General features: G+C 30.8%; 14 protein-coding genes and 1 pseudogene. 13 read left to right on the forward strand and 2 right to left on the reverse strand.

Going from position 1 to position 16,049, the window contains the following annotated elements; translation table 11 throughout:
• Nucleotides 1-95: 95 nt before the first annotated feature.
• From alaS to FBE96_RS02535, 3 genes are read left to right on the forward strand one after another with little or no spacing between them, the layout of a single operon-like run.
• On the forward strand, nt 96-2,624 hold the full coding sequence (alaS, locus tag FBE96_RS02525; protein WP_002872100.1) for an alanine--tRNA ligase: 2,529 nt from the start codon (nt 96-98) through the stop codon (nt 2,622-2,624).
• Nucleotides 2,624-3,175: a septum formation inhibitor Maf gene (gene maf / locus FBE96_RS02530; protein ID WP_002896317.1), complete on the forward strand. Its 552-nt coding sequence runs from the start codon at nt 2,624-2,626 to the stop codon at nt 3,173-3,175. The genes alaS and maf overlap by 1 nt, the downstream gene beginning before the upstream one ends.
• Entirely contained in the window at nt 3,172-5,103 is a 1,932-nt protein-coding gene (locus FBE96_RS02535) for a penicillin-binding protein 1A (RefSeq protein WP_002872099.1), read from the forward strand. The genes maf and FBE96_RS02535 overlap by 4 nt, the downstream gene beginning before the upstream one ends.
• 27 nt (nt 5,104-5,130) lie before the next feature.
• Here the strand turns inward: FBE96_RS02535 and FBE96_RS02540 are convergent, their stop codons facing one another.
• Nucleotides 5,131-7,704, reverse strand: a complete 2,574-nt coding sequence (locus FBE96_RS02540) for an AAA family ATPase (RefSeq protein WP_002858618.1) — start codon at nt 7,702-7,704, stop codon at nt 5,131-5,133.
• 111 nt (nt 7,705-7,815) lie between these two features.
• Entirely contained in the window at nt 7,816-8,106 is a 291-nt protein-coding gene (locus FBE96_RS02545; RefSeq protein WP_002855280.1) for a metal-sensing transcriptional repressor, read from the reverse strand.
• 117 nt (nt 8,107-8,223) lie between these two features.
• Here FBE96_RS02545 and FBE96_RS02550 point away from each other — a divergent pair, with 117 nt between their 5' ends.
• The 10 genes and pseudogenes from FBE96_RS02550 (at nt 8,224) to FBE96_RS02595 (ending at nt 16,047) form a co-directional block, all read left to right on the forward strand.
• Nucleotides 8,224-9,558, forward strand: a complete 1,335-nt coding sequence (locus tag FBE96_RS02550) for a S41 family peptidase (RefSeq protein WP_002872000.1) — start codon at nt 8,224-8,226, stop codon at nt 9,556-9,558.
• 1 nt (nt 9,559) lies between these two features.
• Nucleotides 9,560-10,270, forward strand: a complete 711-nt coding sequence (gene purC, locus FBE96_RS02555) for a phosphoribosylaminoimidazolesuccinocarboxamide synthase (protein ID WP_002858572.1) — start codon at nt 9,560-9,562, stop codon at nt 10,268-10,270.
• Nucleotides 10,271-10,278: 8 nt separating this feature from the next.
• Nucleotides 10,279-10,524, forward strand: coding sequence for a phosphoribosylformylglycinamidine synthase subunit PurS (gene purS, locus FBE96_RS02560; protein WP_002858611.1), 246 nt, complete (start codon nt 10,279-10,281; stop codon nt 10,522-10,524).
• 1 nt (nt 10,525) lies between these two features.
• Nucleotides 10,526-11,198, forward strand: a pseudogene (purQ, locus tag FBE96_RS02565) (phosphoribosylformylglycinamidine synthase I).
• A complete protein-coding gene (locus FBE96_RS02570; protein WP_002872001.1) occupies nt 11,170-12,366 on the forward strand; it encodes an SH3 domain-containing protein in 1,197 nt (398 codons plus the stop codon). The pseudogene purQ and the gene FBE96_RS02570 overlap by 29 nt, the downstream one beginning before the upstream one ends.
• On the forward strand, nt 12,347-13,039 hold the full coding sequence (locus tag FBE96_RS02575; RefSeq protein ID WP_002858620.1) for a lysophospholipid acyltransferase family protein: 693 nt from the start codon (nt 12,347-12,349) through the stop codon (nt 13,037-13,039). Before FBE96_RS02570 ends, FBE96_RS02575 begins: the two co-directional genes overlap by 20 nt.
• Entirely contained in the window at nt 13,033-13,401 is a 369-nt protein-coding gene (crcB, locus tag FBE96_RS02580; protein ID WP_002872002.1) for a fluoride efflux transporter CrcB, read from the forward strand. The genes FBE96_RS02575 and crcB overlap by 7 nt, the downstream gene beginning before the upstream one ends.
• A gap of 71 nt (nt 13,402-13,472) precedes the next feature.
• Nucleotides 13,473-15,299, forward strand: coding sequence for a molecular chaperone HtpG (gene htpG, locus FBE96_RS02585; protein WP_002858566.1), 1,827 nt, complete (start codon nt 13,473-13,475; stop codon nt 15,297-15,299).
• Complete coding sequence (locus FBE96_RS02590) at nt 15,296-15,613, forward strand: rhodanese-like domain-containing protein (RefSeq protein ID WP_002858489.1); 318 nt, start codon at nt 15,296-15,298, stop codon at nt 15,611-15,613. Before htpG ends, FBE96_RS02590 begins: the two co-directional genes overlap by 4 nt.
• On the forward strand, nt 15,613-16,047 hold the full coding sequence (locus FBE96_RS02595) for a hypothetical protein (RefSeq protein ID WP_002905691.1): 435 nt from the start codon (nt 15,613-15,615) through the stop codon (nt 16,045-16,047). The genes FBE96_RS02590 and FBE96_RS02595 overlap by 1 nt, the downstream gene beginning before the upstream one ends.
• The last annotated feature ends 2 nt before the right edge of the window (nt 16,048-16,049 follow it).

A 16,049-nucleotide genomic window follows, 5' to 3' on the forward strand; every position in this document is an offset into this window, starting at 1 on the left:
AAATTAAATAAAAATGTTTATTGTATTTTAGTTTTACTTAATTTAAAGTAATTTTGGTATGATATGTTTTTATAAAAATTTCTTTAGGAAAATTCATGGATATTAGAAAAGCTTATTTGGATTTTTTTGCATCAAAAGGACATGAGATAACCCCGTCAAGTCCTTTAGTTCCTGATGATGCAACTTTACTTTTTACCAATGCGGGCATGGTGCCTTTTAAAAGTATATTTACAGGAGAAATTCCACGCCCAAACCCTCCACGCAAAACAAGCTGTCAAACTTGTATAAGAGCAGGTGGAAAGCACAATGACTTAGATAATGTTGGCTATACCGCACGCCATCATACTTTTTTTGAAATGCTTGGGAATTTTAGTTTTGGAGATTATTTTAAAGAACAAGCCATAGCTTATGCTTGGGAATTTGTAACTGAAGTTTTAAAACTACCTAAAGATAAACTTTATGTAACCGTGCATGAAAACGATGATGAAGCTTTTAATCTATGGCAAAAACACATTCAAAAAGAAAGAATTTACAAATTTGGCGATAAAGATAACTTCTGGCAAATGGGCGATACTGGTCCTTGTGGTCCTTGTAGTGAGATTTTTTATGACCAAGGACAAGAGCATTTTAACTCAAGCGAAGATTATATGGGCGGAGATGGAGATAGATTTTTAGAAATCTGGAATCTTGTTTTTATGCAATACGAAAGAAGTGCTGATGGAGTGCTTAGCCCACTGCCAAAGCCAAGCATTGATACAGGAATGGGGCTTGAAAGGGTAACAGCGATTAAAGAAGGTAAATTTAGCAATTTTGATAGCTCGCTTTTTATGCCAATCATCAATGAAATTTCAAAACTTTGTAATAAAACTTATGTTTATGAAAGCGGAGCAAGTTTTAGAGTCATAGCTGATCATATAAGATCAAGTGTATTTTTGCTTGCACAAGGGGTAAGTTTTGATAAAGAAGGTAGGGGTTATGTTTTGCGTCGTATTTTGCGTCGTGCTTTAAGGCATGGATATTTGCTAGGTTTTAAACAAGCTTTTATGTATAAACTAGTTGATGTTGTGTGCGATTTAATGGGCGGACATTATACCTATCTTAATGAGAAAAAAGACTTTATAAAAGAACAAATTCGCCTTGAAGAAGAAAGATTTTTAAGCACTATAGAAAATGGGATTGAAATTTTTAATGAAGAGCTTAAAAACACTAAAGAAATTTTTAGCGGAGAAGTAGCCTTTAAGCTTTATGATACTTATGGTTTTCCGCTTGATTTAACGGCTGATATGCTAAGAGAAAAAAATCTTAAAGTTGATGAAGAAAAATTTGAACTTTTCATGAATGAGCAAAAAGCACGCGCTAAGGCTTCTTGGAAAGGAAGTGGAGATAAAACTGCAAGCGGAGATTTTAAAAACTTACTTGAAAAATTTGGAGAAAATCATTTCGTAGGTTATGAAAAAGCAGAATGCGAAAGTAAAATTTTAGCCCTTTTAGATGAAGATTTTAAAGAAGTTTCCACCCTTAAAGATGCGGGTTGGGTGATGCTTGAAAACACACCTTTTTATGCAACAAGTGGGGGGCAAAGTGCTGATAGTGGATTTATAGCTAAGCGTGAAGTTTTAGATACGCAAAAGTTTTTTAATCTCAATCTTAGCTTTATAAAAGCAGGCGAAGAACTAAAAGTTAACGATATAGTTCATGCAAGAATCGATACAGAAAAAAGAGAGCAAATCGCACGCCACCACTCAGCCACTCATCTTTTACATCATGCTTTAAGAGAAATTTTAGGTTCTCATGTAAGCCAAGCAGGATCTTTGGTTGAAAGCAATAAACTAAGATTTGATTTTACTCATCATAAAGCTTTAAACAAAGAAGAGCTAGAAAGCATTGAAAAAAGAGTCAATAAAATGATTATAAACTCAAGCGAAGCTATCTTAGAAAATATGCCTTTAGAAGAAGCTAAAAAAAGCGGTGCTATAGCATTGTTTAATGAAAAATACCAAGGCAATGTGCGTGTTTTAACTCTAGGTGAAAGCAAAGAACTTTGCGGGGGAACTCATGTTAAAAATACTGCTCAAATAGGAAGTTTTTACATAGTTAAAGAAAGTGGTGTGAGTGCTGGAGTTAGACGTATTGAAGCTGTGGTTTCTAAAGCGGCTTTAGAATTTGTAAAAAATCAACTCGAAGAACTTTCTAAAGTAAAAGATGAACTTAAAAATAATGATATTTTAAGCGGGATTAAAAAGCTTAAAAATGAAATTTTAAGTTTAAAAAATGAGCTTAAAAATTCAAGTAAAACCGAGCTTGATTCTAAAAATATCCAAGGTGTTGAAATTTGCGTAAAACGTATAGATAATGGCGATATTAAAGCTATGATTGATGATTTTAAAAACAAATTTGCTAAAGCGGTGATTTTACTTATCCAAGTAAAAGATGAAAAAATCACTTTAGCAGCTGGCGTTAAAGATGTGCCTTTAAAAGCAGGAGCTTTGGTTAAAGAAGCGGCGCAAATTTTAGGTGGAAATGGTGGCGGAAGAGATGATTTTGCTACTGCAGGTGGAAAAGATTTAAGCAAAATCAATGAAGCTTTAAAACAAAGCTTAGAAACGATAGAAAAAGCACTTTAATGTTAATTCTTGCTTCAAGTTCCATTTCAAGAGCTAACTTGCTTAAAACCGCAAAGATTGATTTTAGGCAAGTTAGTTTTGATTATGATGAAAATTTAAATAAAAATATTTCACCTTTTTTATATGTTCAAAAAATAGTTCTTGAAAAAGAAAGACAATTTTTAAGTACTTTAGGCAAAGATTTTCAAAACCAAAATTTGCTTTTTGCAGATAGTATAGTTTGTATAGATGAAAAAATTCTTACCAAAGTAAAGGATAAAAAAGAAGCTTATGAAATGCTTGCCTTGCAAAATGGAAAGTATGCAAGTATTTTATCGGCTTTTTTGCTTGTAAAACCTGAAAAAAGAGTTTTTTCTCTTTCAAAAACTACACTTTATTTTAAAAATTTTGATGAAAATGCTTTAAGAGATTATGTAGAAAATGATCTTTATAAAGGCAAGGCGGGTTGTATTATGTGTGAGGGTTTTCATCAAAATTTCATCACCCAACAAGTAGGAAATCTAAGCACTGCTTTAGGGCTTGATATCCAAACTTTAAAGGCTTATTTATGAAAATATTAAAATATATTTTTTCATTTTTTACTCTTTTGTTTATAGCTGGATTTATTTATGTGGCTTATCTTTTCACAAGTGCTGATACTGAGGGTTATACTTTTAAAGAATACAAACCTCCTCTTACAACACAAATTTACGATAGAAATGGCAAGCTTGTGGCTAATATTTTTGAACAACATCGTTTTTACGCTCCTTATGAAGAGCTTCCTCCACGCCTTATAGAAGCTTTGGTTGCTATAGAAGATACAAGCTTTTTTGAACATAATGGAGTTAATATCGACGCCATTTTTAGAGCTGCCGTAAAAATTATAAAAAGTGGTGGAAAAACCATGGAAGGAGCTTCCACTCTTACTCAGCAATTTATTAAAAACACGGAATTAACCCCAGAAAGAACTATTGCGCGTAAAATTCGAGAAGCTTTGCTTGCTTATAAAATGGAAACCATTTTAACTAAGGAACAAATTTTAGAAAGGTATTTAAATTTTATCTTTTTTGGACATGGGTATTATGGAGTAAAAACCGCAGCTTTGGGGTATTTTCATAAAAATTTAAATGAACTAAGCCTTAAAGAGATTGCTATGCTAGTAGGTATGCCAAAAGCACCTAGCAGTTATGATCCTACAAAGCATTTAGATCTTTCCATCTCAAGAGCAAATAATGTTATTTCAAGAATGTATAATCTAGGTTGGATTTCAAAAGCAGATTATGATACAGCCATTAAAGAAATTCCGCAAGTTTATGATGATACGCTTACTCAAAATGCTGCTCCTTATGTCGTAGATGAAGTGATTAAACAATTAAGCCCTAATATCAAAGACTTAAAAACAGGTGGATATAAAATCATTTTAAATATAGACTTAGATGTTCAAAATATGGCACAGAATGCTTTAAAATTTGGTTATGATGAGATAGTAAAACGCGATAAAGATGCAAATTTAAGCACTTTAAACGGAGCTATGGTCGTGGTAAATCATCAAAGTGGTGATGTTTTAGCTTTGGTAGGTGGAGTTGATTATGAAAAAAGTAATTATAACCGCGCTACTCAAAGTATGCGTCAACCTGGAAGCTCTTTTAAACCTTTTGTGTATCAAGTGGCGATTAATTTAGGATATTCGCCTATGAGTGAAATTGCTGATATTTCTAGAATTTTTGAAGGTGGAGCGGGTAATAATGAGGATTGGAAACCTAAAAATGAAGGGGGTAAATTTTTAGGTTTAATTACCTTAAAAGAAGCTTTAACAAGATCAAGAAATTTAGCTACCATTAATCTCGCACTTGATATGGGGCTTGATGTTCTTTACTCTAAACTAATGGAATTTGGATTTAAAGATATACCGCCTAATTTATCAATCGTATTGGGAAGTTTTGGTATTTCTCCTTTGGAGTATTCGAAATTTTATACCATGTTTGGGAACTATGGTACGATTAAAGATCCTCAAATTATCAGACAAGTTCAGGATAAAACTGGTAAAACCATCATGGAATTTAACTCAAATGAGCGTAAAGTCAGCGATGAAGCGCAAAGTTTTCTGGTTTTAGATATGATGAGAAATGTTGTTGAAAAAGGCACAGGGCGTAATGCAAGAGTAAAAGATATAGAAATAGCGGGAAAAACAGGAACAACGAATAAAAGTGTTGATGCTTGGTTTTGTGGACTTACGCCTGAAATAGAAGCAATCATTTGGTATGGAAATGATAACAACAAGCCTATGCGTTATACAGAAGGTGGGGCTAGAACAGCTGCTCCTGTGTTTAGAGAATTTTTAACTCAATATATAGAAAAATTCCCTGATACAACTAGAAAATTTAGCATTCCTAATGGAGTTTATCGTGGAAATTATAAAGGAGAAAGTGCTTATTATACCACCAAATCACCATTACCAAAAGCAAATATGAAATTTAATGAAAGCGAGATTATATTTTGAAAGTAGAAAGATCTACTTTCAAAATGATTAAGCTTTTTTGATGATTATTTCATCATCTTTTGCATCAATGATAATACTATCATTTTCATGAAGTTCATCAGCAAGTATCATATCGCTTAATTTATCTTCTATAAGATCATAAATAGCTCTTCTTAAAGGTCTAGCACCAAAATCAGGGTCAAAACCATCTTTAGCGATTAAAAGGGCTGCATTTTCGCTTAAACTTGCTTTTATTCCCTTGTTTTCTAAGCTCATTTGTAAATCTTTAAATAAAAGCTTGACTATTTCATAAGCTTCATCTTTTCCAAGTGGATTAAAGGTGATAATATCATCTAAACGGTTTAAAAACTCAGGTTTAAAGAAATTTTTTAACTCATTTTTTACCGCATCTTCTTGTTCTTTTCCGCTTAAATTCATAATAGCGTTTGAGGCGATATTAGAAGTTAGAATGATAATGGTATTTTTAAAATCCACTGTTACACCTTTGCTATCGGTTGCTCTACCATCATCTAAAATCCCTAAAAGCACATTAAATACATCTTTATGTGCTTTTTCAACTTCATCAAACAAAAGCACGCTATAAGGTTTTCTTCGTACGGCTTCAGTAAGCTCTCCACCTTCTTCATGTCCTATATATCCTGGAGGCGCACCTAAGAGTCTTGAAACACTATGTTTTTCCATAAATTCACTCATATCAAAGCGAATCATTGCTTTTTCATCATCAAATAAAAATTTTGCCAAAGCTTTAGCCGATTGTGTTTTTCCTACCCCTGTTGGCCCTAAAAATAAAAAGCTTCCTATAGGTTTATTGTCCGCATTAAGCCCTGCTTTGTTACGTTTAATGGCTCTAGCTAAAGCACTTAAGGCCTTATCTTGTCCTATGACACTTTCTTTTAAATGTTTTTCCACTTCTAAGAATTTTTGTTTTTCAGAAGTTAACATTTTTTGCACGCTAATACCCGTCCATTTGCTTAAAATTCCAGCAACCAAATCCTCATCTACTTGATTTTTAAGTAAAACTCCATTTTCACTCATTTTTTTCCATTTATCTTCTAAAATTTCTACTTCTTTTTCAAGACTTGGAATTTTTCCATACTCTAGCTCGGCTGCTTTTTGAAATTCACCTCTAGCTTTAGCCAAAGAAGCTTCATTTTTAAGCAGATCAATTTCTTTTTTCTTAGCACTTATGCCATCAAAAACACTTTTTTCATTTTCAAACTGTGAATTTAGGGCATTTTGTTTTTCTTTTAAATTAGCTAGTTCTTTTGCGATTTCATCGAGTCTTTTTTGATTTTTTTCATCATTTTCCATTTTTAAAGCTTCATTTTCAACTTCTAAAGTTTCTATATCTTTGCGTACTTTTCTTAAAGAACTTGGTTCGCTTTCAATTTGCATTTTCAGTTCAGCTGCAGCTTCATCGATTAAATCAATGGCCTTATCAGGTAAAAAACGATCTGCTATATAACGCTTTGAAAGTTTAGCTGCGGCTACTAAAGCACTATCATTTATGGTTACATTATGATGAATTTCAAGCTTTTCTTTTATACCCCTTAACATAGCCAAAGCCTCATTAACACTTGGCTCACCTACATTTACAGGTTGAAAACGGCGTTGCAAGGCTGCATCTTTTTCAAAATATTTACGATATTCTTTTAAAGTAGTTGCGCCTATGGTATGGAGTTCACCTCTTGCAAGAGCAGGTTTTAAAATATTTGCCGCATCCATGCTGCCTTCACTCGCTCCAGCTCCTACTATAGTGTGAATTTCATCGATAAAAAGAATGATATTTTCACTTTTTATCACTTCATTAACCACAGCTTTTAATCTATCTTCAAATTCTCCTCTGTATTTTGCACCTGCAATTAAAGCACTCATATCAAGAGCGATGACTTTTTTATTTTGCAAAGATTTTGGAACATCTTTTTTAATAATTCTTTGTGCTAAAGCTTCTACTATAGCTGTTTTTCCTACGCCTGGTTCACCTAAAAGTATAGGGTTATTTTTGGTTTTACGTATTAAAATTTGCATCAAACGTTCGATTTCTTCTTCTCTGCCTATAACAGGATCAAGTTTACCCTCGCTTGCTTTTAAGGTTAAATCTATACCAAATTTATTTAAGCTATCTAAAGTTTCATCGCTTGTTTTGCTATCCATTTTTCGTCCCGCTCTTAGACTTTCAAGCTCTTTTTGAAATTCTCTTAAATCTAAAAATTGCGCCAAAATTTCTTTAATAGGACTTTTTTGACTTTCACTTATAAGCCAAGTATCCACACTTAAATAACTATCTCCATTAGCACTCATTAATCCTTTAGCATTTTCTAATGAATTTATAAGTTCATTGGAAAAGCGTATATTTTCACGGTTTACATTTGAACTCGTTGCAAGTTTTGAAATTCTGCTTTTAATTTCAAGCTCTAAGGCTTCTTTAGAAATATTTAATTTATTTAAAATTTGATTTAAAATACTTGTACTATCTACGCTTAAAGCCCATAAAAGATGTAAAGGTACAACTTCATTATTTTTAGAATGTATAGCTAAAGATGCTGCACTTTCAAGGTTTGAAAGCATATTATCAGTTAAAAAATCTTGTATATTTGCCATGTTTTATCCTTTATTTAGTTTATAGACTTGCTATTATATAACTTTAGTCATATAATGTCAAGTTAATTGAGTAAAATTTTTTAAATAATAGGACAAATGACTAATTTTAGATTATTTCATAAACATATCTATAGCCTTGTTTAATTCTTCTATACTTTGAATATCATTTTCTTCTACGGCGTGTACCATACAATGAGCTAAATGTTCTTTTAAAACTACTTTTGCAGTATTGTTAACTTCGGCTTTTACGGCAGCAAGCTGGATTAAAATTTCACTACAGTCTTTGTCATTTTCAACCATTCTTTTAATAGCGCTTAAATGTCCTATGGTTCTACTTAGACGATTGCAAACTGCTTTAAGATGTTTTTGAGAATGTGTATGAGTATGTTTTTCTTGGCACATTGTATTAACTTTCTTTTTGAAATTTTTAGTCTATTTTAACATATTTTTAAGAATTTAAATTTATTTACGAATTTTTAAGCAATTTTTATTAAAATTTACTCTTTAAACTAAAACTCAATGATGGAGCTTATTTTGAAAACAAAACGATTTTTTGCGGGTCTTGCAGGCTTTGCCACTACTTTCATTTTATGTCTATTTTTAACAAGTCATTTACAAGCTAAAGTTGATCAAAAAGAAGAGCAGGTTCAAAAACGCCTAGAAGCTTTAGATAAGCTTACAAAAACTCTTGCCATAGTAGAGCAATACTATGTGGATGATCAAAATATCAGCGATTTGGTGGATAAATCTTTATCAGGACTTTTAAGCAATCTTGATGCGCATTCTTCTTTTTTAAATGAAAAAGATTTTAATGATATGAAAATTCAAACCAATGGCGAATTTGGTGGCCTTGGTATAACCGTAGGTATGAAAGATGGTGCTTTAACAGTTGTTTCTCCTATAGAAGGAACACCAGCAGATAAAGCAGGGATAAAATCAGGAGATATTATTTTAAAAATTAATGATGAGGCCACTTTAGGAATTAATCTCAATGATGCTGTAGATAAAATGCGTGGTAAGCCAAAAACTCAAATCACTTTAACTATTTTTAGAAAAGGTGCAACAAAACCTTTTGATGTTACACTTACAAGAGAAATTATTAAGATAGAAAGTGTTTATGCAAAAATGATAGAAAATGAAAACATTCTTTATCTTAGGGTTACAAATTTTGATAAAAATGTTGTAGATATGGCAAGTAAAGAACTTAAAAAATATCCTAATGTTAAAGGAGTTATTTTAGATCTTAGAAATAATCCTGGTGGACTTTTAAATCAAGCCATAGGACTTGTAAATTTATTTGTAGATAAAGGTGTTATTGTTTCTCAAAAAGGACGCATCGCAAGTGAAAATCAAGAATATAAAGCCGATCCTAAAAACAAAATTTCTAATGCTTCTTTGGTTGTGCTTGTAAATGGTGGAAGTGCTAGTGCAAGTGAAATCGTAAGCGGAGCTTTACAAGATCTTAAACGCGGTGTTATTGTGGGTGAAAATACTTTTGGAAAAGGTAGTGTTCAGCAAATCATACCTATTAATAAAACTGAAGCTTTAAGGCTTACTATTGCAAGATATTATCTTCCAAGCGGGCGTACTATTCAAGCAGTGGGTGTAAAACCTGATATTGAAGTTTTTCCAGGTAAAGTAAATACTCAAGAAGATGGTTTTTCTATAAAAGAAAGCGACTTAAAACAACATTTAGAAAGTGAGCTTGAAAAAATAGATAAAAATAAAAAAGAAGATAAACAAGAAAATAAAGACAATAAAAATCTAATCAGTCAAAAACAAATCAATGATGACGCACAGTTAAAATCAGCTATTGATACTATTAAAATTTTAAATATCAAACAAGGACAATAAAATGACAAAAAAAGAAATGCTTTATGAAGGAAAAGGTAAAAAACTTTTCAAAACTGATGATGAAAATTTACTAATTAGTGAGTTTAAAGATGATTTAACTGCTTTTAATGCAGAAAAAAGAGGCAATGAAAGTGGAAAAGGTGCATTAAACTGTAAAATCAGTACTGAAATTTTTCATTTGCTTGAAAAAAATGGGATTAAAACCCATTTGGTAGAAATTATAAGCGATACAGAACAAGTGGTTAAAAAATGTAAAATTGTTCCTATTGAAGTTATAGTACGCAATGTTGCAACAGGTTCTCTTACAAAAAGACTGGGCATTAAAGATGGCACTGTGCTACCTTTTGCTTTGGTGGAATTTTGTCTTAAAGATGATGCCTTAGGCGATCCTTTTATCAATGATGAGCATTGTTTGATTTTAAATTTAGTGCAAAATGAAGCTCAAATTAGTGAAATTAAAAATATGGCTAGGAAAATCAACTCTATTTTAACTCCATTTTTTGACAATAAGAATTTAAGGTTGATTGACTTTAAAATCGAACTGGGTTTAACTAAAGATAATGAGCTTGTTTTAGCTGATGAAATAAGCCCTGATAGTTGTAGATTCTGGGATAAATTTAGTAATGAAAAATTAGATAAAGATAGATTTCGTCAAGATCTAGGTAATGTAAAAATGGCTTATGAAGAAGTTTTAAAAAGAATATTAAATTAAGGAAAAATATGGAAGTTATTGTAAATATTTCTTTAAAAAATGGGGTTTTAGATCCACAAGGCAAAGCGGTGGAAAAAGCTTTGCATTCTTTAAATTTTAATAGTGTTAAAGAAGTAAAAATAGCAAAACAAATCAAAATTTCTCTTGATGAGAAAGATGAAAAATTAGCCAAAGAACAAGTAAAAAAAATGTGTGAAGAGTTGTTGGTAAATAGCGTCATTGAAGATTATGAGCTTATAATTGAGAAAGAATAAAATGAAAGTTGCTATTATTAGATTTCCAGGGACAAATTGTGAATTTGATACAACTTATGCCTTTGAAAAACTTGGAGTAAAGACGCAGATTGTTTGGCATGAAGAAAAAGAATTTGATGCAGATTTAGTTGTTTTACCAGGAGGATTTTCTTATGGAGATTATCTAAGATGCGCAGCTATTGCAAAACTTGCTCCTGCTATGCAAGGTGTTTTTAATCATGCAAAAAAAGGAGGATATATCTTAGGTATTTGTAATGGTTTTCAAATTTTACTTGAAAGCGGTCTTTTAAAAGGTGCAATGAAGCATAACAACAATCTTAGCTTTATCTCAAAAAACCAAAGTTTAAGAGTGGTTTCTAATGATAATGCCTTTTTGAAAAATTTCAAAAAAGATGAAATTATTAGTTTACCAATTGCCCATGGAGAGGGAAATTATTACGCTGATGAGACTACTTTAAAAGAATTGCAAGATAAAGATCTTATTATTCTAAAATACGAGCCAAATCCAAATGGTTCTGTATTTGATATCGCAGGAATTTGTGATGAAAACAAAAAAATCTTTGGACTCATGCCCCATCCTGAGCGTGCTTGTGAAAAAGTTCTAGGTAATGATGTAGGTTTAAAAATGCTTAAAGGCTTTTTATCTTGAAAATTTTATTAACTTTAATTTTTAGCATTGTTGTATTGTTTGGCAGGGGTGAAATTTCTGTATTTAGCGGCCAAGATGAAAATATGCAAAAAGAATTACAAAAATTACCCCAAGAAGAACAAAAAATTTATCAAAATATTCCGCCAAGTGATGAAAACAATGACTTTGAAAGCAATGTAGATGATCCTTTTGTAGCCAAAGGGAGTTTGGTTCTTACAAATGATGAATATCCAAGTAGAGTATATGTTGGAGAAGTTTTTCCTATTACGATCTATGCTCGCACTACGGAAAATATAAAATTTGATTTTAACATAAGCGTAGAAAAAACTAACTTATCTTTTTTGAATCCAGATGCAAAATGGGAATTTATCAACAATGAATATAAAACAACTTTATGGTTTGAAGCCAAAAATTCAAATGCTAGTTTGAGTAAAATTTCTATCAAACTTCTTAGAAATAATGAAGCTTTTCAAGAGGCTGATATCAATCTTAATCCTATCAAATTTGAAAATACTTTATTCAATAAAGATTTTTCACACCTTGTGGCAAGTTCTTTGGAAATTAAAAAAGTTAAAGCGAGTTATTTTGATGATGCTAATATCATTATGATGGTAGAACTAAACGCAACCAATACAAATCTTAAAAGCTTTTTTATAGAAGGAATTCAAAAGCAAGGTATTGAAAATTTAAAAGGGGATTTTAATGCTTCTAGCGCTTTTTATTATGCTATTTTGCCATTAAGTAAAACAAATTTTGAATTTTCGTATTTCAATAAGGACAGTAAAAAGCTTGAAAATATAAATTTAAAATTAAAAATTAGTGACGATGAGATTAGTACTCAGAGTGATTTAAATCCTGTAAATAAAGACTTAAATATTTATAAACAATATGCTTTGTGGTTTTTAGCGGTTTTATTTGGAGTTTTATTTGTATGGAGAAAAAATTACATTATTCTGGCTTTGGCAGTTGTTTGTTTTGCACTTAGTTTTCTTGTAGATACCAATACTCAAAATGCAATTATCAAGGCTGGTTCTAGGGCTAAAATTTTACCTACAGAGCCTTCAACTTATTTTTATACGGCAAATGCAGATGAAAAAGTAGAAGTTTTGGGCAAAAGACAAAATTATATTAAAGTATTGTTTTCTGATGGAAAAATAGGTTGGGTTAATAAAGATGATTTACAAAAAAATTAAAGCTCTTTATTTTTGGATTTTTTTTGTTTTAAGTGTTGCTTTGGTGATTTTTTGTTTTTGCTTTACAAAATCTCAAAACACACTTTGGAAAATTCGCAAAATTTGGGCTAAATTTCAAAGATATACTATCTCTTATAAACAAGAAATCATTGGTACTTTTAATCCACAAGCTCAGATGATTTTAATGAATCATCAAAGTGCTTTAGATATCATCGCTTTAGAAGAATTATATCCTAAAAATTTATGCTGGATTGCCAAAAAAGAATTAGGAGAAATTCCTATTTTCAAAGTTGCTATGAAAAAACCAAAACTTCTTTGTATAGATAGAAAAAATCCGCGTGATTTGGTGCGAGTTTTAAAAGAAGCAAAAGAAAGAATTAGTGAAGATAGGGTTTTGGCTATTTTTCCAGAAGGAACTAGATCTAAAAATGAAAAAATGCTTAAATTTCAAAGTGGAGCAAAAATTTTAAGTGAAAAATTAAATCTTAAAGTTCAACCTATTTTAATTGTGGATTCTGCAAAAATTTTAGACACAAAAAGTTTTAGTGCAAGCAGCGGAGTACTTAAAATCATTTGTATGGATTTAGTCGATACAAATGATGAAAAATGGCTTGAAAACACCAGAAAAAAAATGCAAGAATTACTCGATCAAGAAAGAGCTAAGCTTTGTTAAACACTCTTTTAGTAGTTGGTTTTGGGGGATTTATAGGAGCAATATTAAGAATGCTTTCTATAAATTTAGTGAATAAATTTTTTCCTTATTCTATCAGCTTTGGAGCTCTTTTTGTAAATGTTTTGGGTTCTTTTATCATAGGACTTTTGTTTTCTTATGCACAAAATAAAGGTTTATCTCCTTTACTTAAAAGCTTTATAAGTACAGGTTTTTTAGGAGCTTTTACAACTTTTTCTACTTTTTCTTATCAAAATTTACTTCTTTTGCAAAGTGGAAATTATCTTCATTTTGCGTTAAATATTATCTTAAATGTCTTTCTTTGCTTATTTGCCGCATGGCTTGGCTTTTTAATTTTCAAATAAATCTTTAAATTTACTTTAGAATTTGTATTTTTTGCTAAAATACCACTTTAAAAAATTACAAAGGAATCAAAATGCAATTTCAAACCGAAGTTAATCAGCTTTTACAGCTTATGATACACTCTTTATATTCTAATAAAGAAATTTTTTTAAGAGAACTTATTTCAAACGCAAGCGATGCTTTAGATAAGCTTAATTTTTTAAGCGTAAGTGATGATAAATATAAAAGCTTAAAATTCGAACCTAAAATTGAAATCAAAATTGATAAAGATAAAAAAACTTTAAGTATTAGTGATAATGGCATAGGTATGGATAAAGATGATCTTATCAACAACCTTGGAACCATAGCAAAAAGCGGTACTAAAAGCTTTTTAGAAAATTTAAGCGGTGATGCTAAAAAAGATTCTCAACTCATAGGACAATTTGGAGTAGGTTTTTATTCTGCTTTTATGGTGGCTAGTAAAATCGAAGTTTTAAGTAAAAAAGCTTTAGATGATAAAGCTTATCTTTGGAGTTCTGATGCAAATGGTTATGAGATTGATGACGCAAACAAAGAAGAACAAGGAACAAGCATTACTTTATATTTAAAAGATGATGAGTTTGCTAATGCTTATAAAATCGAAAGCATTATAGAAAAATACTCTAATCACATTCAATTTCCAATTTTCATGGAAAAAGAAGAATTTACTCCTGCTAAAGAAGGCGAAGAAGAAGGGAAAACTGAACTTAAAATTTCTCAAATCAATAAAGCCAATGCTTTATGGAGAATGCAAAAATCAAGCCTTAAAGCAGAAGATTATGAAAGATTTTATGAGCAAAATTTTCATGATTCAAACAAACCTTTACTTTATCTTCACACTAAAAGTGAAGGAAAATTAGAATACAATTCTTTATTTTTCATACCACAAAATGCACCTTTTGATTTATTCCGTGTGGATTATCAAAGTGGCTTAAAACTTTATGTAAAACGCGTATTTATCAGCGATGACGATAAAGAACTTTTACCAACTTATTTGCGTTTTGTGCGGGGGATTATCGATGTAGAAGATTTACCACTTAATGTAAGTCGTGAAATTTTACAAGAAAATCAAATTTTAAAAGGTATCAAAGAAGCTAGCGTTAAAAAGATTTTAGGTGAACTTGAAAAACTCAAAAACAATGATAAAGAAAAATACTTATCTTTCTTTAAAACCTTTGGTAAGGTATTAAAAGAAGGACTTTATGGTTTTGGCGGAGAAAAAGATAGTCTTTTAAAACTCATGCTTTATAAAAGCACTAAAGGTGAAAATTTACGCTCTTTAGAGGAGTATAAAAATGACCTTCAAGGCGAACAAAAGGAAATTTTTTATATAGCAGGAAATAATGAAAGTTTATTAAGAACCTCCCCTTTACTTGAAGAGTATAAACAAAAAAATATAGAAGTTTTACTCATGGACGATGAGATTGATTCTTTAGTAACTCCTATGCTAGAATTTGAAGGTTTAAAATTTGTATCCATTAATCAAGTAGAAGATAAAAATGAACTAAGCGACGAAGAAAAAAATACTTTTGCTCCACTTGTAGCTAAATTTAAAGAACTTCTAAAAGATCAAGTTGAAGATGTAAGACTAACCAGTCGTTTGAAAGATAGTCCAAGTTGTATAGTTTATGATAAAAATAAACCTGATTTTGCTATGCAACAACTCTTAAAACAAATGGGTCAAGAACAAAATTTCAAACCTATTTTAGAAATCAATCCAAAACACGCTATTTTTACAGGTCTTAAAAACAACGAAAGCTTTAGTGCAGATATAGCAACCTTAGTTTTAAATATGGCAAAATTAAGCGAAGGTATGGGAGTGGATAATCCTGCTGAATTTAATGCAAGCCTTACAAAAATCATCAACAAGGCTTTTTCATGATAGAAAATATCTCTGCAAGTCTTTGGACAAAGCAAGATTTAAACGCATATCAAATTTTTGATGTGCGTACTCCTTTAGAATGGGAAGAAGGTATTTTACCTAATGCGCAATGTGTGGCTTTATATGATAATCAAGGGCTTTTAAATGCTAAATTTTTAGATGAATTTCAAAGCAAAAGAGATGAAAGTAAAAAACTTGCTTTTATTTGTCGTAGTGGCCATAGAAGCATGGTTGCAGCTGAATTTATAGCTGAAAAATTGGGACTTGAAAGCATCAATTTAGATGGCGGAATGCTAGCCCTTAAGGGTTGTTAATGCTAGGAATTTATTTACTCATAGCAGCTTTGTCTTTTTTAGCTCTTTATTTTGCTGTTAAAAAGCTTACTTTAAATATAGATGAGCGAACCCTTTTAGAGCCTATTAAAATGGATATTTATCCAAAATTTTGTGATTTAATCGATGAAAAAATCAGAGAATTTAAAGAAAATATCCAAAATGCTAATTTAGCATTAAAAAATTCTGATCAAAAAGATGAATTTTTAGAAAAACTTGGGGATTTAAGCAGAGAGTTGACTTTCATACAAACCATGAATTTAAGCAATAAAAACGATAGTATCTGGCAAAATGAACTTTTTTCTTTTTTAAAGGAATTAGAAAATTTATTGCTTGAGTATCTAGAAAAAGGCGAAGAAGAAGCTGAAAATTTAAGAGAATTTCTGATGAATGAATTTGAAAAACTAAAAGGTTAGGT

The sequence above is a fragment of the Campylobacter sp. CFSAN093241 genome, assembly GCF_012889595.1.
Lineage (GTDB): Bacteria > Campylobacterota > Campylobacteria > Campylobacterales > Campylobacteraceae > Campylobacter_D > Campylobacter_D jejuni.

What these genes read in the sequence shown, in the direction of transcription:
- FBE96_RS02595 (WP_002905691.1), top strand. Translation starts at nt 15,613, where the DNA reads ATGCTAGGAATTTATTTACTCATAGCAGCTTTGTCTTTTTTAGCTCTT.
- purC (WP_002858572.1), top strand. Translation starts at nt 9,560, where the DNA reads ATGACAAAAAAAGAAATGCTTTATGAAGGAAAAGGTAAAAAACTTTTC.
- FBE96_RS02535 (WP_002872099.1), top strand. Translation starts at nt 3,172, where the DNA reads ATGAAAATATTAAAATATATTTTTTCATTTTTTACTCTTTTGTTTATA.
- FBE96_RS02540 (WP_002858618.1), bottom strand. Translation starts at nt 7,704, where the DNA reads ATGGCAAATATACAAGATTTTTTAACTGATAATATGCTTTCAAACCTT.
- htpG (WP_002858566.1), top strand. Translation starts at nt 13,473, where the DNA reads ATGCAATTTCAAACCGAAGTTAATCAGCTTTTACAGCTTATGATACAC.
- FBE96_RS02545 (WP_002855280.1), bottom strand. Translation starts at nt 8,106, where the DNA reads ATGTGCCAAGAAAAACATACTCATACACATTCTCAAAAACATCTTAAA.
- purS (WP_002858611.1), top strand. Translation starts at nt 10,279, where the DNA reads ATGGAAGTTATTGTAAATATTTCTTTAAAAAATGGGGTTTTAGATCCA.
- alaS (WP_002872100.1), top strand. Translation starts at nt 96, where the DNA reads ATGGATATTAGAAAAGCTTATTTGGATTTTTTTGCATCAAAAGGACAT.
- FBE96_RS02550 (WP_002872000.1), top strand. Translation starts at nt 8,224, where the DNA reads ATGATGGAGCTTATTTTGAAAACAAAACGATTTTTTGCGGGTCTTGCA.
- FBE96_RS02590 (WP_002858489.1), top strand. Translation starts at nt 15,296, where the DNA reads ATGATAGAAAATATCTCTGCAAGTCTTTGGACAAAGCAAGATTTAAAC.
- maf (WP_002896317.1), top strand. Translation starts at nt 2,624, where the DNA reads ATGTTAATTCTTGCTTCAAGTTCCATTTCAAGAGCTAACTTGCTTAAA.
- FBE96_RS02575 (WP_002858620.1), top strand. Translation starts at nt 12,347, where the DNA reads ATGATTTACAAAAAAATTAAAGCTCTTTATTTTTGGATTTTTTTTGTT.